The organism is Cupriavidus sp. GW822-FHT03E04, assembly GCF_058801495.1.
On sequence record NZ_JBXANI010000008.1, the window covers coordinates 200,023 to 222,049 of the forward strand.

General features: G+C 66.2%; 20 protein-coding genes. 18 read left to right on the forward strand and 2 right to left on the reverse strand.

Annotated elements, in window-relative coordinates:
• The first annotated feature begins 33 nt into the window (after positions 1 to 33).
• The 6 genes from AC1RQC_RS13430 to AC1RQC_RS13455 all read left to right on the forward strand — a co-directional run bounded on the left by AC1RQC_RS13430 (position 34) and on the right by AC1RQC_RS13455 (position 9,181).
• A complete protein-coding gene (locus AC1RQC_RS13430) occupies positions 34 to 945 on the forward strand; it encodes a LysR family transcriptional regulator (RefSeq protein WP_492373109.1) in 912 nt (303 codons plus the stop codon).
• 133 nt (positions 946 to 1,078) lie between these two features.
• Positions 1,079 to 1,300, forward strand: coding sequence for a hypothetical protein (locus tag AC1RQC_RS13435; protein ID WP_492373108.1), 222 nt, complete (start codon positions 1,079 to 1,081; stop codon positions 1,298 to 1,300).
• Between the two features lie 644 nt (positions 1,301 to 1,944).
• Entirely contained in the window at positions 1,945 to 3,261 is a 1,317-nt protein-coding gene (oxlT, locus tag AC1RQC_RS13440; protein WP_492810655.1) for an oxalate/formate MFS antiporter, read from the forward strand.
• A gap of 211 nt (positions 3,262 to 3,472) precedes the next feature.
• The gene (locus AC1RQC_RS13445) at positions 3,473 to 5,182 is read left to right on the forward strand and encodes an NADH-ubiquinone oxidoreductase-F iron-sulfur binding region domain-containing protein (RefSeq protein ID WP_492883644.1); all 1,710 of its coding nucleotides are present in this window, start codon (positions 3,473 to 3,475) and stop codon (positions 5,180 to 5,182) included.
• Positions 5,183 to 5,196: 14 nt separating this feature from the next.
• The gene (gene fdhF / locus AC1RQC_RS13450) at positions 5,197 to 8,034 is read left to right on the forward strand and encodes a formate dehydrogenase subunit alpha (protein ID WP_492810651.1); all 2,838 of its coding nucleotides are present in this window, start codon (positions 5,197 to 5,199) and stop codon (positions 8,032 to 8,034) included.
• 130 nt (positions 8,035 to 8,164) lie between these two features.
• Positions 8,165 to 9,181 (forward strand): zinc-binding alcohol dehydrogenase family protein, encoded by a 1,017-nt coding sequence (locus tag AC1RQC_RS13455; protein WP_492373682.1) that lies wholly within the window; start codon positions 8,165 to 8,167, stop codon positions 9,179 to 9,181.
• 167 nt (positions 9,182 to 9,348) lie between these two features.
• On the opposite strand, the gene AC1RQC_RS13460 is transcribed toward AC1RQC_RS13455, so the two are convergent.
• Positions 9,349 to 10,320, reverse strand: a complete 972-nt coding sequence (locus AC1RQC_RS13460) for an alpha/beta fold hydrolase (RefSeq protein ID WP_492810649.1) — start codon at positions 10,318 to 10,320, stop codon at positions 9,349 to 9,351.
• Between the two features lie 188 nt (positions 10,321 to 10,508).
• A complete protein-coding gene (locus AC1RQC_RS13465) occupies positions 10,509 to 11,039 on the reverse strand; it encodes a TetR/AcrR family transcriptional regulator (protein WP_492810647.1) in 531 nt (176 codons plus the stop codon).
• Positions 11,040 to 11,382: 343 nt separating this feature from the next.
• Between AC1RQC_RS13465 and AC1RQC_RS13470 the strand changes: the two genes are divergently transcribed.
• From AC1RQC_RS13470 to AC1RQC_RS13525, 12 genes are all read left to right on the forward strand, one after another.
• Complete coding sequence (locus tag AC1RQC_RS13470; RefSeq protein ID WP_150986631.1) at positions 11,383 to 11,775, forward strand: helix-turn-helix domain-containing protein; 393 nt, start codon at positions 11,383 to 11,385, stop codon at positions 11,773 to 11,775.
• Between the two features lie 525 nt (positions 11,776 to 12,300).
• Positions 12,301 to 12,522, forward strand: a complete 222-nt coding sequence (locus tag AC1RQC_RS13475) for a DUF2783 domain-containing protein (RefSeq protein WP_441637595.1) — start codon at positions 12,301 to 12,303, stop codon at positions 12,520 to 12,522.
• A gap of 16 nt (positions 12,523 to 12,538) precedes the next feature.
• Positions 12,539 to 13,888 carry a homogentisate 1,2-dioxygenase gene (gene hmgA / locus AC1RQC_RS13480; RefSeq protein WP_492883646.1) on the forward strand — a complete coding sequence of 450 codons (1,350 nt, stop codon included), beginning with the start codon at positions 12,539 to 12,541 and terminating at the stop codon, positions 13,886 to 13,888.
• Positions 13,889 to 13,993: 105 nt separating this feature from the next.
• Positions 13,994 to 15,256, forward strand: coding sequence for a fumarylacetoacetase (gene fahA, locus AC1RQC_RS13485; RefSeq protein ID WP_492373678.1), 1,263 nt, complete (start codon positions 13,994 to 13,996; stop codon positions 15,254 to 15,256).
• A gap of 624 nt (positions 15,257 to 15,880) precedes the next feature.
• A complete protein-coding gene (locus AC1RQC_RS13490; RefSeq protein WP_492373677.1) occupies positions 15,881 to 16,609 on the forward strand; it encodes a beta-ketoacyl synthase chain length factor in 729 nt (242 codons plus the stop codon).
• On the forward strand, positions 16,602 to 17,378 hold the full coding sequence (locus AC1RQC_RS13495) for a lysophospholipid acyltransferase family protein (protein WP_492373676.1): 777 nt from the start codon (positions 16,602 to 16,604) through the stop codon (positions 17,376 to 17,378). The genes AC1RQC_RS13490 and AC1RQC_RS13495 overlap by 8 nt, the downstream gene beginning before the upstream one ends.
• On the forward strand, positions 17,365 to 17,637 hold the full coding sequence (locus AC1RQC_RS13500; protein ID WP_150986626.1) for a phosphopantetheine-binding protein: 273 nt from the start codon (positions 17,365 to 17,367) through the stop codon (positions 17,635 to 17,637). Before AC1RQC_RS13495 ends, AC1RQC_RS13500 begins: the two co-directional genes overlap by 14 nt.
• 87 nt (positions 17,638 to 17,724) lie before the next feature.
• Complete coding sequence (locus tag AC1RQC_RS13505) at positions 17,725 to 17,982, forward strand: acyl carrier protein (RefSeq protein ID WP_043355719.1); 258 nt, start codon at positions 17,725 to 17,727, stop codon at positions 17,980 to 17,982.
• A 6-nt stretch (positions 17,983 to 17,988) separates the two neighbouring features.
• Positions 17,989 to 18,537: a COG4648 family protein gene (locus AC1RQC_RS13510; protein ID WP_043355718.1), complete on the forward strand. Its 549-nt coding sequence runs from the start codon at positions 17,989 to 17,991 to the stop codon at positions 18,535 to 18,537.
• Complete coding sequence (locus tag AC1RQC_RS13515) at positions 18,530 to 20,242, forward strand: ApeI family dehydratase (RefSeq protein WP_492883648.1); 1,713 nt, start codon at positions 18,530 to 18,532, stop codon at positions 20,240 to 20,242. The genes AC1RQC_RS13510 and AC1RQC_RS13515 overlap by 8 nt, the downstream gene beginning before the upstream one ends.
• The gene (locus AC1RQC_RS13520) at positions 20,235 to 20,978 is read left to right on the forward strand and encodes a glycosyltransferase family 2 protein (RefSeq protein ID WP_492883650.1); all 744 of its coding nucleotides are present in this window, start codon (positions 20,235 to 20,237) and stop codon (positions 20,976 to 20,978) included. The genes AC1RQC_RS13515 and AC1RQC_RS13520 overlap by 8 nt, the downstream gene beginning before the upstream one ends.
• The gene (locus AC1RQC_RS13525) at positions 20,975 to 22,000 is read left to right on the forward strand and encodes a lysophospholipid acyltransferase family protein (RefSeq protein ID WP_492883652.1); all 1,026 of its coding nucleotides are present in this window, start codon (positions 20,975 to 20,977) and stop codon (positions 21,998 to 22,000) included. The genes AC1RQC_RS13520 and AC1RQC_RS13525 overlap by 4 nt, the downstream gene beginning before the upstream one ends.
• Positions 22,001 to 22,027: the final 27 nt, after the last annotated feature.

Consider the following 22,027-nt stretch of genomic DNA (forward strand, 5'->3'; position numbering starts at 1 on the left):
GCCCAATGCCCAATGCATGCAGGAGGGGTGACCATGAATATTTCGCTTCCCCAGCTCAAGGCCTTCGCGGCTGTCGCGCGACAGAAGAGCTTTACCCGCGCCGCGGCTGAGCTCGGGCTGACGCAGTCCGCCATCAGCCGCAGCGTGCGCGAGCTGGAGGACGAGATCGACCAGCGGCTGTTTGACCGCACCACGCGCCAGGTCGAGCTCACCGACGCCGGCGAGCACCTGTCGCAGCGCATCTGCCACCTGATCGAGGAAGTCGAGCAGACGCTGCGCGAGAGCCAGGGCGCGGCCAGGCCGTGCCAGGGCGCGGTGCAGATCGCGTCCGATCCGGTGCTGTCGTCGATGTCGCTGCCGGGCTGGCTCGCGGGTTGCCGTGCGGCCTGGCCGGGCATCGGCATCAGCCTGAAAGACCGCTCGCATGAGGCGGTGCTGCAGTGCGTGCGCAGCGGCGAGGTGGACTTCGGCATCGCTACGAACCCGCAATCCGGGGACGATCTCTACTGCGAGGGCCTGTGCGTCGATCCGTTCCATGCCGTGTTGCCATCGCAGCATCCGCTGGCCACGCGCGAGACGGTAGGGTGGGGCGACCTGAACGATGCCAATGTGCTGATGCTGGACCAGCACTCGGGCATCCAGCCGGCCGTAGAGCAGGCCTTTGGCGTGTATCACGTGCGCGCCGGCTCGCTGCAGGTGCTTGGCCACTTCGCCGCGATCTTCGGCATGGTGGCGCTGGGGCTGGGCATCGGCATCGTGCCATCGCGCGCCCAGGCAGCCGGGCTGGGCCCCGCCGCCGTCATGCGGCCATTGCGGCCACAGGTCACGTCCTCGGTGATGCTGGTACGGCGCAAGAGCCGGTCGCTCAAGCCCAATGCTGCTGCCATCTGGGACGCGCTGCGCGGCATGGAGCCGGACCAGACGTTGCTGGCGCGCGTAGGGTAGGGGAATGGCGTTGCGAACGACTGTTGCGTCAGCGCCCAAAATCTCATGATATATTACATACAGGATATTTACACATAGTGCGCCGCAGCATATAATGAAAACTCCTACTCACCATCCCTACCGGAGTTTTCTGATGGACAGCGCACTTCTTCTCGGTCTTGCCTTTGGTCTGATTGCCCTCGGCGTTGGTGTTACCTTCCTGATTGCTACCCGTGTGCCGACCCCTGTGCTCGCCCGTGCCCAGGAACATGGCCGCTTTGCCGGCCTTGGCGCCTCGCAGGAAACCGCCGGCATTGGCCGCGCCAGCCCGGCTCCGTCTGGCGTGAGCGCGCAACCCAACCTGGCCCGCGCCTGATGCTCGCGTGGTGCGATTGGCGGGCCGCATGGCCGCCAATCGCTGCCGCTGCGCTGGAATAGGGGCCATCCCCCGCCAGATTCCCTTGGTTTGATTGCTGGGTTCGCTTGCGCCAAGCCTTCCCAGGCACCTTTTTGCTGTTCTGCGGATCGCAAGTTCCTTGTTCGCTCCCTCCGCTCTTCTGTCCTGAAGGGCCAGACATTTAGTACATTGATGCCCCAGTCTGCCTGACTTAATCTAGGGACTTTCCCGAGGATCGTCTTTGAGGCGCTGCGCCGGCCGGTTCCCCGGACCCATTTGTACTGGCAGATAGCCGCTTGTCCACGTGCGCCATTAATGAAGCGGGACGCCCTAAGTCCTTGATCCATCAGCAAGCCGGCTTGCACTGCTCGCCCGCTTTGATGCGCGTGGCGCACGAGTAACCTTCGTGCCGCTTTCCGGTGCATTGCCATCGCCATTTCCGGGCAGTTTCATGGTCCGCCAAGTGGGCTAAAAGCGTCTTGACTATATTGATATATCACATACTGTATAGCACTGAAACGACGGCAGTATCTGGGATGCAGCACAAGCGGTGCCGTCCCAAAAGAGGTGTCCGAAGACGCCCTTTCCACATAAGGCGGCCCCGCCCGCCATAAGGAGACACCATGGAACATCAGCAAAACGCGCCCGAGTCACGCTTTGCCTCACCCTGGGTTCAACTCGCCTTTGGCGTGATCTGCATGGCGATGATCGCCAACATGCAATATGGCTGGACACTGTTCGTTAACCCGATTGACGACAAGTACCACTGGGGCCGCACGGCGATCCAGGTGGCGTTCACCATCTTCGTCGTTACGGAAACCTGGCTGGTGCCGATCGAGGGTTACCTCGTGGACAAGTACGGCCCGCGTCCGGTCGTGGTGGGTGGCGGCCTGCTGTGCGCGATTGCCTGGGCCTTGAACTCCGTGGCCTCGTCTCTGCCGATGCTCTACTTCGCGGCAGCCTTGGGTGGGGTGGGGGCGGGCGCGGTGTATGGCACCTGCGTGGGCAATGCGTTGAAGTGGTTCCCAAACCGGCGCGGGCTGGCGGCAGGCATCACCGCCGCCGGCTTTGGCGCGGGCTCGGCGCTGACCGTGGTGCCGATTGCCAACATGATCAAGACCAGCGGCTACGAGGCCACGTTCTTGTGGTTCGGCCTGGGCCAGGGCCTGATCGTCTTCTTCCTGGGCATGGCGCTCTATCCCCCTTCGGCCAAGGTGCTGAACCAGGTCACGTCCGCGGTCAAGACGGCTGCCTACAACGCCTCGCCGCGCCAGGTCCTGTCCTCGCCGATCTTCTGGGTGATGTACGCCATGTTCGTGATGATGGCGGCCGGCGGCCTGATGGCGACCGCCCAGCTGGGCCCGATCGCCAAGGATTTCGGCCTCGATGGCGTGCCGGTATCGCTGCTCGGCCTGACGTTGCCCGCGCTGACTTTCGCCCTCACCATCGACCGCGTGCTCAATGGGCTGACGCGTCCCTTCTTTGGCTGGATCTCGGACAACATCGGCCGGGAGAACACGATGTTCCTGGCCTTTGCGATCGAGGCGGTGGGCATTCTGCTGCTGGCTAAGTACGGGCAGGATCCTATCGCTTTCGTGGTGCTGACCGGTGTCGTGTTCTTCGCCTGGGGGGAGATCTACAGCCTGTTCCCGGCAACCTGCGGCGACACCTTCGGGCCCAGGTTCGCCGCCACCAATGCTGGCCTGTTGTATACCGCCAAGGGCACGGCTGCGCTGCTGGTGCCGTTCTCCAGCGTCATCACCGCCGCCACCGGCGACTGGCACGCGGTCTTCATGCTCGCCTCGGGCATGGCAGCGCTGTCCGCCTTCCTGGCGCTGTTCGTGCTCAAGCCAATGCGCGAAGCCCACGCCAAGAAGTATGTGCATGCCAGTACCACGCCGCCGATGGGATATCGCGCGGTGCCGGAGGACCTGACCTGACGGGCTTGCCGGCGTGGATCGGCGCGGTCAATGCGCCGCGGGAATAGGGATATGATCGAAGGCGAAAGCAAAAACGAAACCCCTCCCGCGACTCCCGCTGCATGTTGCGAGGCGCGTGCAGTGCAAGATAAGACCAGAGCGGCGGGCAAGCACTTGTAGCGCGTGCCCCGTTCCATCCGGCCCCCCCAAGAGACAGCTTTTCGAGAATGCCATGAACCAGGTCGTCATTCCCATCGCGGTCCAGGATATCGGCAAGGCGCGCAAGCGCCGCCAGCCAAAGGGGCGGCAGCCTGACCCGGCAGCCTTGGCCGAAGTCCAGGCCGTCCTGGGCGACGTACCGCGCCGGCGCGACCTTCTGATCGAGCACCTGCATGCCATCAATGACCACTTCGGCCAGTTGGCGATCCCGCACCTGGTGGCGCTGGCGCAGGAGATGGGATTGTCGATGGTGGAGGTCTATGAAGTCGCCACTTTCTACCATCATTTCGATGTCGTGCGCGAGGGTGAGGACGGCGCCATCCGGCCCCCGGCCGCGGTGACGGTGCGCGTGTGCGAAGGCATCGCCTGCGAGCTGGGCGGGGCGCGCGACCTGCTCGCCCGGCTGCCGGCCCTGCTGGGCAGCGAAGTCAAGGTGGTGGCAGCGCCCTGCATCGGCCGCTGCGAGCGCGCGCCCGCCGCGCTGGTCGGGCAGAACCCGGTGGATCTTGCGAGCGCGCAGACCATTGTGGACACGGTGGCCGCACGCGCCGTGCATCACGCGCCCGAAGCCCATCTGGGCTATGACGACTATCGCGCGCAAGGCGGGTATCAGTTGCTCCGCGCAGTGGCCTCGGGTGAGCGTGATTCCGAATCCTTGCTGCGCACGATGGAGGATTCCGGCTTGCGCGGGCTGGGTGGCGCGGGTTTCCCCACCGGGCGCAAATGGCGGATCGTGATGGCCGAGCCGGCGCCGCGCCTGATGGCAGTCAACCTGGATGAGGGCGAGCCCGGTACCTTCAAGGATCGCGTCTACCTGGAGCGCGATCCGCATCGCTTCCTCGAAGGCATGCTGATCGCCGCCGCGGTGACCCAGGTCGGCGCGATCTACATCTACCTGCGCGACGAATACGCAGGCTGCCGTGCCGTGCTTGGCGAAGCGCTGCGCCGCCTGCAGGCCGACCCACCGATCCCGGGCATGCCGGAGATCCAGTTGCGGCGTGGCGCCGGCGCGTATATCTGCGGCGAAGAGTCCGCCATGATCGAATCGATCGAAGGCAAGCGCGGCATGCCCAGGCTGCGCCCGCCCTATGTGGCGCAGGTCGGCTTGTTCGGCCGGCCCACGCTGGAGCATAACTTCGAGACCCTTTACTGGGTCCGCGAGATCCTTGAAAAAGGCGCGGGCTGGTTCGCCGCGCAGGGACGCCATGGCCGGCACGGGCTGCGCTCGTTCTCGGTGTCGGGGCGCGTGAAGCTGCCCGGCGTGCACGTGGCGCCGGCGGGGATCACCGCGATTGAGCTGATCGAGGAATACTGCGGCGGCATGCAGGACGGCCATCGCTTCTACGGCTACCTGCCGGGTGGCGCCTCGGGTGGCATCCTGCCGGCGTCCCTGGGCGATATTCCGCTGGATTTCGATACGCTGCAGCCCCACGGTTGCTTTATCGGATCGGCCGCCATCGTGGTGTTTTCCGAGCAGGACAGCGCGGTGGCCGTGGCGCGCAACCTGATGCACTTCTTCAAGCATGAGTCCTGTGGGCAATGCACACCATGCCGCGTGGGCACGGCCAAGGCGCTGGACGTGATCGCGCAGCCGGCATGGGACCTGGCCGCGCTGGCGGACTTGTCTGCGGTGATGCGGGATGCGTCGATCTGCGGGCTGGGGCAGGCCGCGCCCAACCCGGTGGATTGCGTGATCAAGTACTTTCCCCAGGAGCTGGCCTGAGCCGCGAGGACGATATGAGTGCACTGACCCGCGCCGAGCGCGCGCAAGTGGAGGCCTCCTCGGATACCACGGTGACGTTCCGCCTGAATGGCCGGGACGTGTGCGCCGGGCCGGGCGAGAGCTTGCTCAAGGTGGCGCAGCGCGAGGGGTTCGACATCCCGCACCTGTGCTACAAGGACGGCCTGGACACCGCCGGCAACTGCCGCGCCTGCATGGTGGAGATCAAGGGCGAGCGCGTGCTGGCGCCGTCGTGCTGCCGCTACCCTGCGCAGGGGATGGAGGTGCAGACCGCCTCCGAGCGCGCGCTGCGCGCGCAGCGCATGGTGCTGGCGCTGCTGCAGTCCGATATGCCTGAGGCGCGTTACACGCGCAACAATGAGCTGGACCAGTGGTCCGCCCGGCTGGACGTCGGCAAGCCGCGCTTTGCGCCGCGCGCCGCCGTGCCAGCCGATTTGTCCCATCCGGCCATCGCCGTCAATCTCGATGCCTGCATCCAGTGCACCCGCTGCGTGCGCGCTTGCCGCGAGGAGCAGGTCAACGATGTGATCGGGCTGGCCTTTCGCGGCGACCAGGCCGCGATCGTGTTCGACATGGGCGACCCGATGGGCGCCTCCACCTGCGTCGCCTGCGGCGAGTGCGTGCAGGCCTGCCCGACCGGCGCGCTGATGCCGGCCCGCGACGCCGCGTTGCCGGTGCCGGATCGCCAGGTGGAGTCGGTCTGCCCGTACTGCGGGGTGGGCTGCCAGCTCACCTACAACGTCAAGGACAACCGCATCCTGTTTGTCGAAGGGCGTTTTGGGCCGGCCAACCAGATGCGCCTGTGCGTGAAGGGCCGCTATGGCTTCGATTACGCCCAGCATCCGCACCGGCTGACGGTACCGCTGGTGCGGCGCGAAGGCGCCCCCAAGCGTGGCGATTTCGTGATGGATCCCGCGCGCGTGATGGACGTGTTCCGCGAAGCCAGCTGGGATGAGGCCCTCGCGCTTGCGGGCACCAGCCTGTCGGCCATCCGCGACACGTACGGCAAGCGCGCGCTGGCCGGCTTTGGCTCCGCCAAGGGGAGCAATGAAGAGGCCTACCTGTTTCAAAAGCTCGTGCGCACCGGCTTCGGCAGCAATAACGTGGACCATTGCACGCGGCTTTGCCACGCGTCGTCGGTGGCGGCGCTGCTCGAAGGCATCGGTTCGGGCGCGGTTTCCAACCCGGTGATGGATGTGGCACGCGCGCAGGTGGTGATCGTGATCGGCGCCAATCCAACGGTGAACCATCCGGTGGCGGCAACCTGGATCAAGAACGCGGTAAAAAATGGCACCAAGCTGATCGTGGCCGATCCACGCCGCTCCGACCTGGCGCGCTTCGCCCATCGCTTCCTGCAGTTCGAGCCCGATACCGATGTGGCGCTGCTCAACGCCATGATGCATGTGATCGTGGCCGAAGGACTGGTCGATCAGGATTTCATCGCCAGGCGCACCATCGGCTATGAGGAACTGCAGCGCAATGTGGCGGCCTACAGCCCGGAGCTGATGGCGCCGGTTTGCGGCATCGATGCCGACACCATCCGCTATGTGGCCCGGCTATATGCCAGTTCCAAAGCCTCGATGATCCTTTGGGGCATGGGGATCTCCCAGCATATCCACGGCACCGACAATGCCCGCTGCCTGATCGCCCTGGCGCTGATGACGGGGCAGATCGGCCGGCCGGGCACGGGGCTGCACCCACTGCGCGGCCAGAACAATGTGCAGGGCGCCTCCGACGCCGGACTGATCCCGATGATGTATCCGGACTACCATCGTGTCGACGATCCCGAGGCTGTTGCGCGCTTCGAGTCGTTGTGGGGCATGCCGCTGGATCGCCAGCCGGGGCTGACCGTGGTCGAAGTGATGCAGGCCATCGAGCGGGGCGAAGTGCGCGGGATGTACATCATGGGCGAGAACCCGGCCATGTCGGATCCCGATGCCCAGCACGCGCGCGAGGCGCTGGCGGCGCTGGACCACCTGGTGGTGCAGGATATCTTCCTGACGGAGACCGCCTACCTCGCCGATGTGGTGCTGCCGGCGTCGGCGTTCCCTGAGAAGACGGGCACCTTTACCAACACTGACCGCACGGTGCAGCTTGGCCGCCAGGCGATCGATCCGCCCGGGCAAGCGCGGCAGGACCTGTGGATTATCCAGCAGATGGCCGCCAGGCTGGGGCTGGACTGGTCGTACGCGAGCGTGGCCGACGTGTTCGACGAGATGCGCCATGCCATGCCCAGCATCGGCGGCATTACCTGGGAGCGCTTGCAGCGGGAGGACGCGGTGACCTATCCTTGCCGCGCTGAGGGCGACCCGGGGGAGCCGGTCATCTTTACGGACGCGTTTCCGACGGCTTCGGGCCGGGCCCGATTCGTCCCGGCCGACATCATTCCCGCGGCCGAGCGGCCCGACCAGGAGTACCCGGTCGTGCTCATCACCGGCCGGCAGCTCGAGCACTGGCATACCGGCAGCATGACCCGGCGCGCGGGCGTGCTGGATGCCATCGAACCGGAGCCGGTGGCGCTGGTGCATCCGCTCGACCTTGCCGCCATCGGTGGCCAGCCGGGCGACGTGGTGACGCTCGCATCGCGCCGGGGCCAGGTATCGCTGTTTGCCCGGGTGGACGACGGCACGCCGCGCGGCGCGGTGTTCGTGCCGTTCTGCTACTACGAGGCCGCCATCAACAAGCTGACGAACGCGGCGCTGGACCCCTTTGGCAAGATCCCGGAATTCAAGTACTGCGCGATCCGCATCACGCTGGGTGGCGAGGTGCCGCGGCAGTCTAGTTTTGGGGGCGGACAGATCCTTGCGGCTGGCAGCAAACAAGGAGACGGCTAGATTTTCCGGGAAATCGGGAAATTGATTGTTGGATTTTCCGGCTAATCAATGCACGGCAGTGGGGCTACGCTGTGGCCATGGCGCAATCCCGTGCCGCAGAACCTGCTTGATTGACTTGGTGGAACCCGCAATGAAAGCCGTTGGCCTGACCCGTTACCTGCCGATCGACGACCCGCAATCCCTGGTCGACGTGGACATCGCCACCCCCGTGCCCGAAGGCCGCGACCTGCTGGTCAAGGTGGCGGCCATCTCGGTCAATCCCGTGGATGCCAAGGTGCGCGCGCCCAAGGATAAGGTCGAGCCTGTCACGCGCGTGCTCGGATGGGATGCAGCTGGCACAGTGGCCGCGGTGGGCCCGGATGTCACCCTGTTCAAGGTGGGCGACCCGGTTTTCTACGCTGGCAGCATTACCCGGCCTGGCGCCAATAGCGAGTTCCACCTGGTGGATGAGCGCATTGTCGGCCATAAGCCTGCATTGCTCGATTTCGCCCAGGCCGCCGCGTTGCCGCTGACCGCCATTACGGCGTGGGAAGCCTTGTTCGATCGCCTGGGCGTCTCGCCGCAGGGCAAGCATGCCGGGCGCTCCGTGCTGGTTATCGGCGGAGCAGGGGGCGTGGGTTCCATCGGCATCCAGCTGGCCAAGACGCTGGCGGGGCTGACGGTCATCGCCACCGCGTCGCGGCCGGAGTCCGCTGCCTGGTGCCGCGAGCTGGGCGCTGACCACACCATCGATCACCGTGGCGACATGCCGGCCCAGTTGCGCAAGCTCGGCTTTGCCGAGGTCGACTACATCCTGTGTTTTAACGACACGGACCGCCACTTTGCTGCCATGGCGACCGTGATTGCGCCGCAAGGCAAGATCTGCTCGATCGTGGAGAACAGCGGCCCGCTGGCCGTGGGCGACCTGAAGAGCAAGAGCGCCACCTTTGTGTGGGAGTTCATGTTCACCCGCTCGATGTTCGGCACGCCGGACATGATCGAGCAGTATCTCTTGCTCAACGAGGTGGCACGGCTGGTCGATGCCGGCCGGCTGCGGACCACGCTGGGCGAGAACCTCGGGCGGATCGATGCGGCCAACCTGCGCCGCGCCCATGCCATGCTGGAGAGCGGGCGGACCATCGGCAAGCTGGTGCTGGAAGGGTTCTGACGCAGGGTTCTGACAGGTCTCCAAGGAGGAGGCCGGCTGGCGAGGTGCCAGCCGGTCTTCTTTTTTCGTTTAATCAGCAATTAACCGCCAAGCTCGGACCCACACCGCCAGCGGCGATTATGTGGCATGCCACATAATCGCTGCCGCAAGCAGGGTTTGGGAGTGATTCAGGCATCGGCCTGGGCCTGCATCCTGCGAGTTGCCTCGGCAAGCCCGGGCGCGTCCGCGGCGCCGCGGATGAACGATACCGCCCGTGCGATGACCTGTGCGTCGTGCAGGACACGGCGATGGCCCAGTCCGTCCGTGGCCATCAACTGCGCGCCAGGCCATGCACCGGCAATGGCAGCGCCGCTCTCCCAGCCCACTTCCTTGTCTTGCCGGTCGTGGATCACCAGCGTGGGCGGCACCGGGCGGGCGCGCCCGATGGCCGGGACGTTGAAGGCAGACCACGGCATGCCCAGCCAGCGCTCGCTGTTGCGCTGCATGCGGGCCAGTGCGCCGGGCCCAATGCCGAGCCGCCAGGCCAATGCCGCGGCGGCAGTGTGCATGTCGGCCGGCGGGCCGATCATCACGGCAGCCTGCAGATGCAAGCCTTCGCGCACGGCCAGCGCCAGCGCGGCGCTGCCGAGCGAATGCGCAATCACCGCGTGGACCGGGCCGGCGTGCCACGCCGTGGCCAACAGCGAATGTGACATTTCCACAACAGAAGTCTGGCCCGCGCCGCGTGCACCCGCGTCGGAGCCGCCGTGCGAGAGCGCGTCAAAGGCGACCACGCGCATGCCAGCCGCCAGCAGCGGTGCAACCAGCGGTTGCCACTGGGCGGCATGGCCACCCCAGCCGTGGGCCAGCAAGACGGTCGGCCCGGTATTGCCCCATCGATAGACGCGCACGCGCCGGCTCGCTCCCTGGCCGGTCACGAGCGCCCAGTCCGCGCGCGCACGGTCAAGCAGTTCACGGCCAGCGCCATCCGGGCCGTTGCCATGGGGCGGACGGAACCATGCGTGCTCGAGCGCGCGCGCTACGCCGGCCGGATAAAGCAGCTCGGCCAATTGCCAGCCAAGGCGCCCCAAGCGCATTGGCGCCCCGGATATCGGCGCGGCCTGGCGGGTTTTGGTGGATGAGTAAATCGCTTGCGTCACGGCGGTCACCTCTAGCGAAGACTTCTGGCATTCCTGGCCGGGGCATCGGGGAGAGGCGATACCCCTCCGGTAAGACCGACCAGTCGTGCTATTTTTTATTTCAAAAAAAGACGACATCCTGCCGTCTTGAAATTTATCCCGATCTGTCTTGCGGGAGGCGCCTCGCGCAGGTGCCTCCTCGTCCTTGGCTACTTGCGCACGGGCTGCGCAAGCTCGGCCCGGCGGAGCAATGCCTCGAACGCCCGGCGGGCCATGGTCTCGGCGTCTTCGCGGCCCAGCAGCTTGTAAGACTGTTGAAAGGACATGCCGATGCCGACCATCTCGAAGGCGAACTGCCGCGCGTCTTGTGCCGGCGAAAGATCGCCTTCCTCGATCGCGTCGGTCACGGCCCTGGCGATAAGGCTATGCCAGTCTTTCAGCGATTGCACCACCTGATCCCTAACGGCACCGGGGCGGTCGCGGTATTCCTGGCCTAGCGCCATGAACAGGCAGCGGCCTTTATTGACGGATCCACCGAGCCAGAGCATGTACCCTTCGAAGAGAGCTTGCACCCGACGCGTGCCGCGCGGCAGGCGCATGGCCGGCCTGAAGACGACGTCCGAAAAGCGCTCCAGGGCGAGCGCCAAAACTGCTTGCTGCAAGGCTTCTTTTGACTTGAAGTGCGCATAGAGCCCGCTCTTGGACATGCTGGTGTCGGCGGCCAATGTGGCGAGCGACAACTGCTCGAACCCGATCTGGGCGGCGGTGTCCAGGGCCTGCTCGATGATGGCTGCGCGGGTAAGTTGTCCTTTCTGCATGTCGAAAGAATAGCACGACCGGTCGTATTGTCAACTTCGCGCTTGTGCGTTTTCGTCAACCTATTTCACTGCCGCCCGTTATGTCACCACGGAGGCAGATAATTGTGCTGTATCGGACCTATTGACAGGCTAGGATTAGCCTGCGCAGGGTGCCAACAAGAAATCTGCACAAAGTGTTGCCCTGATTACATACGGAACGCTTTGCGTGCTCTATACTCGAATGCACGTCCGCGCACTTTTTTTTCATTGGTGACTGGAGACCGACATGAACAGTACAGCCGTGCCTAGAGGCGCTAGCGAACCGTTCCGGCAACTGCGGGCGTTGCGCCGAGCGCGAAAGCTCAAGCAGGAAGACGTCGCCCGTAAGGCCGGGATCTCCCGGGAAGCTTACTTGCGGGCAGAATCGGGTCAGGCCGACCCCCGCATGTCGACTTTCCTAGCGGCTTGCGAGGCGCTTGGCCTGGAAGTGGTGCTGGCACCCCAGCATCTTGCTGCCGACGTCAACGCGTTTATTGCCAGCCGCAATGGCGGCGTCACGGCCGCTTCCATGGCCGGGCAGGCGCCTGCCGCAACGCCTACCGCCGCAAGCCCTGCACCGGCCACCCCGGTCAGCACAGGCTTCGCGTCGAGCCCGGGCGAAGGTCACAAGCCAGCCTGAGCACTCGCGCTGGTTCCGGCCGGGTCTGCGGCCGGATTGGCGCGCGCTTGTCATACCAGCAGCGGGCACGCCCCCACGTGCCTGCTGCTGGGGTTTTGCCTGCTTTACATGGATGGCCGGATGCCGCGCCTGGCGGCATCCGTCTGTCTTTGACGACCTCGGCCCCGCGCCGAGGCCGGGTCGTGCGTTTGCCTGTCGAGCCTGTCGCTTTCTCCCTGTCGTACTTGTTTCTCTTCTCCGCCTGACATTGCTCTGGCTGCCTGCGCTTGTGCGCCGTCTGGCGTCACGTCTTTGTCTCACCCTGTCCTTCGCGCCTAACCTACAAACGTGGTGTCCGCCGGTTTTCGCCGTCCGCGGAGAAATAAGGGCCGATACTGGTTTGACACGTCCGAGGCCTGCGATTACGATATAGTAAATCAATTACGGATTGTGAAATTCACGATCCGGCGTTCGAAAGACACCGCCAGTGTGATCACTCGTCCACTATGCCCGCTGCGGCAGTGGCCTGAGTAGGGAGACAAGCCAATGCCGCTGAGTACCGAACCCAACCTTGCCCGTCCGGACGACTTCTACGAGGCGCTGATCGACATGCATCGCGATCTCTCCGACGCGCAGAGCCAGGCCGCCAACGCGCAACTGATCCTGCTGCTGGCCAATCACATCGGCGATCTTGCTGTTCTGCAGGAAGCCATGGAGCTAGCCCGCGCGGGCGTGCTCGATTCATCGAAAGCGAAATCGCAAGCGTAAGAGGAAGACCCAAGATATGACGCAGACGCCATTGAACCTTGTGAACGTGAAAGGGCAGGCGCCCGACCACGGCACGCCCGGCTACCAATCCGGTTTTGCCAACGAGTTCGCCACCGAGGCACTGCCCGGTGCGTTGCCGGTGGGGCAGAACTCGCCCCAGCGCGCGCCGTATGGGCTGTATGCCGAGCAGATTTCCGGTACGGCGTTTACCGCGCCGCGCGCGCACAACCGGCGCAGCTGGTGCTATCGCATTCGCCCGGCGGCGATGCATGAGCCGTTCACGCGGGTCGAGCAGTCGCGCATCGTCAGTCATTTCGATGCGGTGCCGCCATCGCCCAACCAGATGCGCTGGAGCCCGCCGGCGATGGCCAAGGAGCCCACCGACTTTGTCGACGGCATCATCACCATGGCCGGCAACGGCGGCCCGGAGGCCATGTCGGGTTGCGGGATCCATCTGTACCTGGCCAACCGGTCGATGACGGATCGCTTCTTCTACAATGCAGACGGCGAGATGCTGATCGTGCCGCAGCAGGGCAGGCTGCGCCTGGCGACCGAGATGGGCCTGCTGGACGTCGAGCCGCAGGAGATTGTGGTGATCCCGCGCGGCGTGCGTTTTCGCGTGGAGCTGCCGGATGGCGAGGCGCGCGGCTATATCTGCGAAAACTATGGCGCCTTGTTCCGCCTGCCCGACCTGGGCGTCATCGGCTCCAATGGCCTGGCCAATCCGCGCGACTTCCTCACGCCGCATGCTTGGTATGAGGATCGTGAGGGCGATTTCGAGCTGGTGGCGAAGTTCCAGGGCAACCTGTGGCGCGCCGCGATCGGGCACTCGCCGCTGGATGTGGTGGCCTGGCATGGCAATTACGCGCCGTACAAGTACGACCTGCGCCGCTTCAACACCATTGGCTCGATCAGCTTCGATCACCCGGACCCCTCGATCTTCCTGGTGCTGCAAAGCCCGTCCGACACCCCGGGCGTGGACAGCATCGATTTCGTCATCTTTGGCCCGCGCTGGCTGGCGATGCAGAACACCTTCCGCCCGCCCTGGTTCCACCGCAACATCGCCAGTGAGTTCATGGGCCTGATCGAGGGTGTCTACGATGCCAAGGCCGATGGCTTCTCGCCTGGCGGCGCCAGCCTGCACAATTGCATGAGCGGCCACGGCCCGGATGCCGAGACGTTTGCCCAGGCCACCGCCGCGGATACCTCGCAGCCGCATCGCATCGGCGATACCATGGCGTTCATGTTCGAGACGCCGGCCGTGATCCGGCCGACGCCGTATGCAGCGGAGTCGGCGCAGTTGCAGGACGATTACTACAGGTGCTGGCAAGGCCTGAAGAAGCATTTCAACCCCAGCGAGCGCTGATCCTCAAGTCCCAAGACCGGTTTCACCCGGCCGACCATCATGAATCCAGGGTGCCCGCGCGGCGCATGTCGCCGGCACCCTTGTCATTGCCCTCCGGAGCCCCCGATGACCACTGTCCAGCAGAGTTGGATCGAATCCGCCAATGATGGCGTTACGCATTTCCCGCTGCAGAACCTGCCCTACGGCATCTTTTCCCCGAACGGGCAGGGCCCGCGCGTAGGCGTCGCCATCGGCGACTTCATTCTCGACCTGTCCGTGCTGGACGAGGCGGGCCTGCTGCCTGCCTCCGTCAAAGGCGTGTTTAGCGGCGCCACGCTCAACGCCTTCATCGCGCTCGGCAAGCCGGCATGGACTGAAACCCGCCAGCGCCTGACGTCCATGCTGGCGGCGGACGACACCACCTTGCATCCCAAGTCGGCCCTGCATGAGCAGGCCCTGGTGCCGATGGCCTGGGCTACCTTGCACCTGCCGGTGGACATCCCCGGCTACACCGATTTCTACTCCTCGCGCGAGCACGCCACCAACGTCGGCCGCATGTTCCGCGATCCGGACAATGCGCTGCTGCCCAACTGGCTGGAGATTCCCATCGGCTACAACGGCCGCGCCAGCTCTGTGGTGGTGAGCGGCACGGAACTGCGCCGCCCGAAGGGGCAGATCAAGCCGCCGAACGCGCCGCGCCCGGTCTTTACGGCTTGCCAGAAGCTCGACTACGAACTGGAAATGGCCTTCATCGTCGGCAAGCCGTCGACCCTGGGCGAGCCGGTCAGCACCGCTGCGGCCGCCGGACACATGTTCGGCATGGTGATCCTCAACGACTGGAGCGCGCGCGATATCCAGCAGTGGGAGTACGTGCCGCTGGGCCCATTCAACAGCAAGGGCTTTGGCACCTCGATCTCCCCATGGGTGGTCACCATGGACGCGCTCGAGCCGTTCCGCCGCGACAATCCGGTGCAATCGCCCGAGCCGCTGGCGTATCTGCAGCAGCCCGAGCGCAATGCCTATGACATCGCACTGGAAGTCTCGCTGCGCCCCGAAGGCGCGGAGCAAGCCACCACCGTCTGCCGCACCAACTTCAAGGCCATGTACTGGACCATGGTCCAGCAACTGGCGCACCACACCGTGTCCGGCTGCAATGTCCGTGTGGGCGACCTGATGGGCTCCGGCACCATCAGCGGCACCACGCCGGATTCCTATGGCAGTCTGCTGGAACTGACCCGTAACGGCGCCGAGCCCTTGACGCTGGCGGACGGCAGCAAGCGCGGTTTCCTGGAAGATGGCGACGAAGTGGTCATGGCCGGCTGGTGCCAGGGCGACGGCTATCGCGTCGGCTTTGGCGAGGTGGCAGGGAAGATCCTGCCCGCGCTGTAAGCCGCATCACGCTCGTTTTGCCACGGGCCCCCGCCGCGCTACGCCGGGCGGGGGATAACCCGCTCACACTCCCTCCCGCTCTCATCCCCCCGTTTCCCTCCCGGCCTTGACAGGCATGGCTACGCCACCGCATGGCCGGCAGGCGCGCGCCGTTACAATTGACAACCTTCTTAACCTTCTTGCATCCCCTGTTGCCGCGCCTTTGTGCGAGAATTCGGCCCTGACAAAAAGGGCGAGTCAAAGTTCGGCATTCCTGCCAAAAATGATGTTTTGATTGTCCCGCGGCTGATGCCGATGGGTCGCCTGGGGTCAGTTTTGCGGGTTTTCGGTCGTTAACACCTATTTAACACCGATTTAATACCGACTCGCTGACGGGCAACGTCATTTGCCAGCAGGCAGCCATGTCCGCCACGGCAGCGGCCCCGGAGTCAGTGCAAAAAAAGTATTCAAGTAGCAATCGAGCGGAAAATCAGGGCAAACAGGCGGTATCTGCCCACAAAATTCGGCAACGGGCGTGATTCGTGATGTGTGCGAAACGCCTGCGTGTCTGCTGGCGCCGGCGTGCATCACCCGCGGGCCGGCAGCGACCCGCCTTTTCATCCACCCTACGCGAACGGCACGGCAATGGAATTTGGTATTCGCGCATGGGCGGCATGTGCAGCACAACTAGAAACGCAGCAAGCCTGGCAGGCCTGGAGCCGCGCGCCCTGGCTGCCCAAAGGCGACGCATTGCCCACGCTGGCCGCCATGGCCCCGATGCTGCGCCGCAGGATCACCGCGCTGGGCCGCGCTGCCTTGCATCCCGCCTATGCCTGCCAGCCGGGCGTGGACGGCATTCCCGTCATCTTTGCATCGCGCCACGGTGACACCCTGCGCCCGCTGCAAATGCTTGGCGACCTTGCCGACGGCGAGCCCTTGTCGCCCACAGCCTTCGGCCTGTCCGTGCATAACGCCATCGGCGCGCTGTATTCGATCGACCGGGGCGATCCGGGCAACCTGCAAGCCCTGGCCGCGGGCCGCGATACGGTGGAAGCGGCGGTGGTGGAAGCGTGCGGTTTGCTGGCCGACGGCGCCCCGGAAGTCTTGCTGGTGCATTACGAGGCGCCGCTGCCCGAGGCCTATGCCGTCTTCGCGGACGAACCGGAGTGCCTGTTCGGGTGGGCGTGGCGGGTCGGCATGCCGCAGGCGGGGCAACCGGTGCTCAGCCTTGAGGTGGTGGGGGAGACCCTGCCGGCCGGCGCCGGCGTGACGCTGCCGCATGGGCTGGAGGTGCTGCGCTTCATGCTCTCCGGCGACGCCGAGTTGCGCCACGCCGGCGAGCGTGCCGGCTGGAGGTGGCAACGACATGGTTGAGCGCCTGGACCGGGCCTGGCGCGTCTGCGCGACCGGGCTGTGCTTTTCCAGCTTCGGCGTCGGCGGGCTCGTGCTGCGGGTGCTGGTGTTCCCGTTGCTTGCCGTCTTGCTGTGGTCTTCGGCGCGCCGGCAGCGGGTCTGCAAGAACGTGGTGCATTACGCATTCCGGCTTTTCCTGTGGCTGATGCGCTCGGTCGGGGTGATCCGCTACGAGGTGCTGCATCCTGAGCGGCTGCGCCGCCAGGGCTTGCTGATCGTGGCCAACCATCCGTCGCTGATCGATGTCGTCTTTCTGATCGCGCTGACGCGCCAGGCCGATTGCGTGGTGCGCTCCGGCCTGGCCCGCAACCCGTTTACCCGTGGCCCGGTGCGCGCCACCGGTTACGTCTGCAATGACTCCGGCGCGGGCATGGTGGATGACTGCATTGCCTCGCTGCGCACGGGCAATAATCTCGTCATCTTCCCCGAGGGCACGCGCACGCCGTTGCATGGCCCGCTGCGCCTGCAACGGGGTGCGGCCAATGTCGCGGTGCGCGGCGGCTTTGCGCTGACGCCTGTGGTGATCCGGTGCGAGCCGCCCACGCTCACCAAGGGTGAGAAGTGGTACCGCGTGCCGGCCCGCAGGCCTCGTTACATCATTGACGTGCGAGAGGATGTCAGTGTCGCCCAGATGGTGCCGTCCGGACTGGACGACGCGCTGGCGGTACGGCACCTGACCCAATCGCTATCCGAGTTTTTTTCCAGGGAGGTCCGCCGTGAAGGCGCTTGAGCAAGAAATCAAGGAACTGATCATTTCATCGTTGTCGCTGGAGGATATCGGCGTGGACGATATCGACGCCGACGCACCGTTGTTCATCGAAGGGCTGGGCCTGGATTCGATCGATGCGCTCGAACTCGGGCTGGCGCTGCAAAAGCGCTACGGCGTGACCATGAACGGCGACAAGGAAGACATGCGTGCGCGCTTTGCCAGCGTGACAGCGCTGGCCACGTTCGTCGCATCTCAGCGTGCTGGCCAGGCTTCTGCCTGAACCCGCCCACGACACACCAAGGATCCACATACCACTTGCCAGGCCGGCAACCACGGCCGGTCATAGCCGAACAGGGGGAAGCCCATCATGACCCATGACGAAATCTTTGCGCGGGTGGCCGCGGTGCTCGAGGAAACCTTCGAGATCGACCCGGCCCGCATTCGTCCCGAAGCCCGTCTCTACGACGACCTGGACATCGACAGCATCGACGCGGTCGACCTGCTGGTGAAGCTCAAGCCGATGCTGAACAAGCCGATCAAGCCGGAGCAGTTCAAGGCCGTGCGCACCGTGCAGGACGTGGTGCAGGCGCTGGCCTTGCTGATCGACTCGCCCGCCACGGCCTGAGCGCGCATGCCCGTGCGCAAATTGCTGCTCGGCGTGTTGACGCTGTGCTATCCGGTGGCGATCTACTTTGGCCTGCAGCATTGGTCGCCGCGCGTGATGGCGCTGGCGCTGGTGGCACTGGCGCTGCTGCGCGCCCTGACCAGCCGCCAGGCCGGCTGGCGCCTGCTTGCCGTGGCCGCCGCCGTGCTGGCCGCGATCGTGGCCGCGTCCAATCACGCGCTGCCCCTCAAGCTGTATCCCGTGCTGGTCAATGCCGCGATGCTGGGCTTGTTCGGCTGGAGCCTGCGGCACCCGCCCAGCCTGGTGGAGCGGCTGGCGCGGCTGCGCGAGCCGGACTTGCCGCCGTCGGGCGTTGCGTACACGCGCCGCGTGACGCAAGCCTGGTGCGTGTTCTTCGTGTGCAACGGCACGGTAGCCGCACTGACCGCCGTGCTGGCCAGCGACCGCATCTGGGCGCTTTACAACGGCGGCATCGCCTACGGATTGATCGGCGCCATGTTCGCCGGCGAATGGCTGGTGCGCCAGCGTGTGATGGCAAGGGGGCGGCATGGCTGAGTGGCTGGGCGTAAGCGGGTTGATGGCGGCGCTGGCGCAGCGCTCGCACGTGGTCGCGCATGGCGCGGCCGGCGCGACCACTGCACCGGAGTTCGTGCGGCGCGTGGCCGCCTGGCGGCAAGCGTTTACCGCCGCGCCGGGGAAGTCCTGGGCGCTCTACATCGAATCGACCTCCGAGTTCGCGGCGGCGCTGTTCGGCGCCTGGCACGCGGGCAAGCACGTGGTGCTGCCCGGCGACACGCGCGCCGAAACGCTGGCGGCATTGCGCGAGTGCGCCGATGGCTGCGCCGGCGAGTTGCCCGATGGCCTGTGGCCGCAAGCATCGATCGAGCCGGCCAACGGCAGCATGGACTGGCCTGCGCTGGCGCCAAGCGACACGCTGGTGACGATGTTCACCTCGGGTTCCACCGGCGTGCCCGGTGCCATCGTCAAGCACCTGTCGCAGCTCGACGCGGAAGTGCAGGCGCTGCAGGCCGCGTTCGGCGCGGAGCTGCCGGCGCAGGTGAGGGTGCTGGCAACGGTGTCGCACCAGCATATCTACGGCCTGCTGTTCTGCGTGTTGTGGCCGCTCGCGGCGGCGCGCGCCATGCCGGCGGATCGTCTCGCGTTCCATGAGGAAATCGTGCGCGCTTGCGGTGATGCCCCGGCGCTGCTGGTCACCAGCCCGGCGCACCTGCGGCGCATGCCGCAAGCGCTCGACTGGTCTGCCGCCCGCGGCGTGCTGCGCGCCGTGTTCTCGTCCGGCGGGCCTTTGCCGCCGGAGGCCGCGACCGATGCGTTGCGCCATCTGGGACAAGCGCCCATCGAAGTGTTCGGGAGCTCGGAAACCGGCGGCATCGCCTGGCGGCAGCGTGCCCGCCACGAAGACCGCTGGACTCCGCTGCCGGGCGTGCAATGGCGCTTGCAGGACGGCTTCCTGGCGGTGCGCTCCGCGCACCTTCCGGACGACGGCTGGTTTCTGTGCGCGGACCATGTGCTGCCCGCCGCGGATGGCGGCTTCACCCTGGCGGGCCGCGCCGACCGCATCGTCAAGATCGAGGAAAAGCGCGTATCGCTGACCCAGGTCGAGCAGGCGCTGGCCGCGTCGCCGCTGGTGCGCGAGGCGCGCGTGGTGTTGCTGGAGCTGGATGTCGGCACGCGCCTTGGCGCCGTGGTGGTGCCCAGCGAGAGCGGCGCGGCCATGCTGGCCGGGCAGGGCCGCGCGGCCCTGCTTGCCGCGCTGCGCGCCCGCCTTGCGGATGCCGTGGACGCGGTGGCCTTGCCGCGGCGCTGGAGCTTTGCCGAGGCGCTGCCCTGCAACGCGCAGGGCAAGACCACGCAAGCCATGCTGCGCGACGTGTTCCGCCGCGTGCTGCCGGCCGTGCGCTGGCAGGCCGCGGAGGATGCGCTGTCGGCCGCCGCCGAGCTGGAGGTCAGCGAGGACCTGGCCGTGTTCGACGGGCATTTCCCGGGCAGCCCCATCGTGCCGGGCGTGGCGCAGGTCGACTGGGTGATGGCGCTGGCGCCCGAGCGGCTGCCGGTGCCGCCGCGCGCGCGTTTTCGCCGGATCGAGATTCTGAAGTTCCAGGCCGTGATCACGCCCGGCACCCTGGTGCACATGACGCTGGCGTGGCAGCCCGAGCGCGGCGCGCTGGCCTTTCGCCTGAGCTCGGCGCGCGGCCCGCACGCCAGCGGGCGCATCATCTTTGGAGAGGCGGATGTTTAAGCCCGTGGCGCTCGTCCCGGTCTACAACCACGAACGTGCCATCGGCGCGATGGTGCAGGCCATTCTCGCGCATCCGTTGCCGTGCCTGCTGGTGGACGACGGCAGCAGCCCGGCCTGCGAGCGTGTGCTGCGCGAGCTTGCCGCAAGCCATGCCGACCGGGTCCAGCTGATCCGCCTGGCGCAGAACCAGGGCAAGGGCGGGGCCATCATGGCGGGCTTCGAGGAGGCCGCGCGCATGGGATTTACGCATGCGCTGCAGATCGATGCCGACGGGCAGCATGATGCCGGCTGCATCCCCCAGTTCCTGGCCCTGGCGCAGGCCAGCCCGCACGCCATGATCTGCGGCTGCCCGGTCTACGACGAATCGGTGCCGCGCGTGCGGCTGCTGGCGCGTTACCTGACCCACGTCTGGGTCTGGATCAACACGCTGTCGTTCGCCGTGCGCGATTCGATGTGCGGCCTGCGCGTCTATCCTCTCGCACACGTGCTCCCGCTGGTGCGCCAGGTCAAGCTGGGCCGGCGCATGCAGTTCGATACCGAGGTGCTGGTGCACCTGGTCTGGCGCGGCGTGCGCATCGTCAACGTACCCACGCGCGTGACGTATCCCACCGACGGCGTTTCCCATTTCCAGGTCTGGCGCGACAACGCGCTGATCTCTTCCATGCATACACGGCTCTTCTTCGGCATGCTCAAGCGCTTGCCGGTACTGCTGTGGCGCAAGGTGCGGCCGGCATGAGCACGCCCCAAGCCACCCAAGGCGCCCAAGCGACGCAACCCGGACGCATGGCCCGTCACTGGAGCCAGATCCGCGAATCCACTTGCGTATGGGGCGTGTGGAGCCTGTACTGGCTGTATCGCCTGTGCGGCCGCGTGCTGTTCCGCGCGGTGCTGTACCCGGTGGTGACCTACTACTGGCTTGCCAAGCCGCTGGCGCGCCATGCGTCGCTCGACTATCTGCGCCGCATCCAGGCCGCCACGGGCGCGGTCGGCCCGGCGGGCATGATGCCGGGGCTGCGCCATAGCCTGCGCCACCTGTTCTCGTTTGCCGACACGCTGCTGGACAAGCTGCTTGCCATCGGCGGCGGCTACCGCTACGGCGCGGTGCGGCGCGAAGGCGCCGAGGTGATGCTGGCGCAGATCGCCAGCGGGCAGGGCGGCATCATCGTGACCGCCCACATGGGCTGCCTGGAGCTGTGCCGGGTGCTGGCCAACCAGCGCGCCGGCCTGCGCCTGACGGTGCTGGTGCATACCGCGCACGCGGCGCAGTTCAACCGCATCCTGTCGCGGCTGGACCCGCGCTCCGGGCTGCAGCTGTTCCAGGTCGACGATATTTCGCCGGCCACCGCCTTGCTGCTGGCCGAGAAGGTCCGCGCGGGCGAGTTCGTGGCGATTGCGGGCGACCGGGTTCCGGTGCATGGCGGCCGCGCCGTGACGGTGCCGTTCCTGGGCGCGCCCGCGCGCTTTCCCGTGGGGCCTTATGTGCTGGCGGCGTTGCTGGAATGCCCGCTGTTCGCCATGGGCTGCGTGCGTTCGGGCAAGGGCCACCTGCTGCGTTTTACCGAACTGGCCCGCGAAGTGCGCCTGCCGCGCGCGCGGCGCGACGCGATCCTGACCGAGCATGCGGCCGGCTATGCGCAATGGCTTTCGCAACTGCTGGTGGAGTCGCCCTACGACTGGTTCAACTTTTACGATTTCTGGGGGCAGGGCGGCGCCGTGCCGGACGCGGCGCGCGCCAGCGCCGCGCCCATTGAAAGCTGACCTGAATCCGGATATCGCGATACCCAA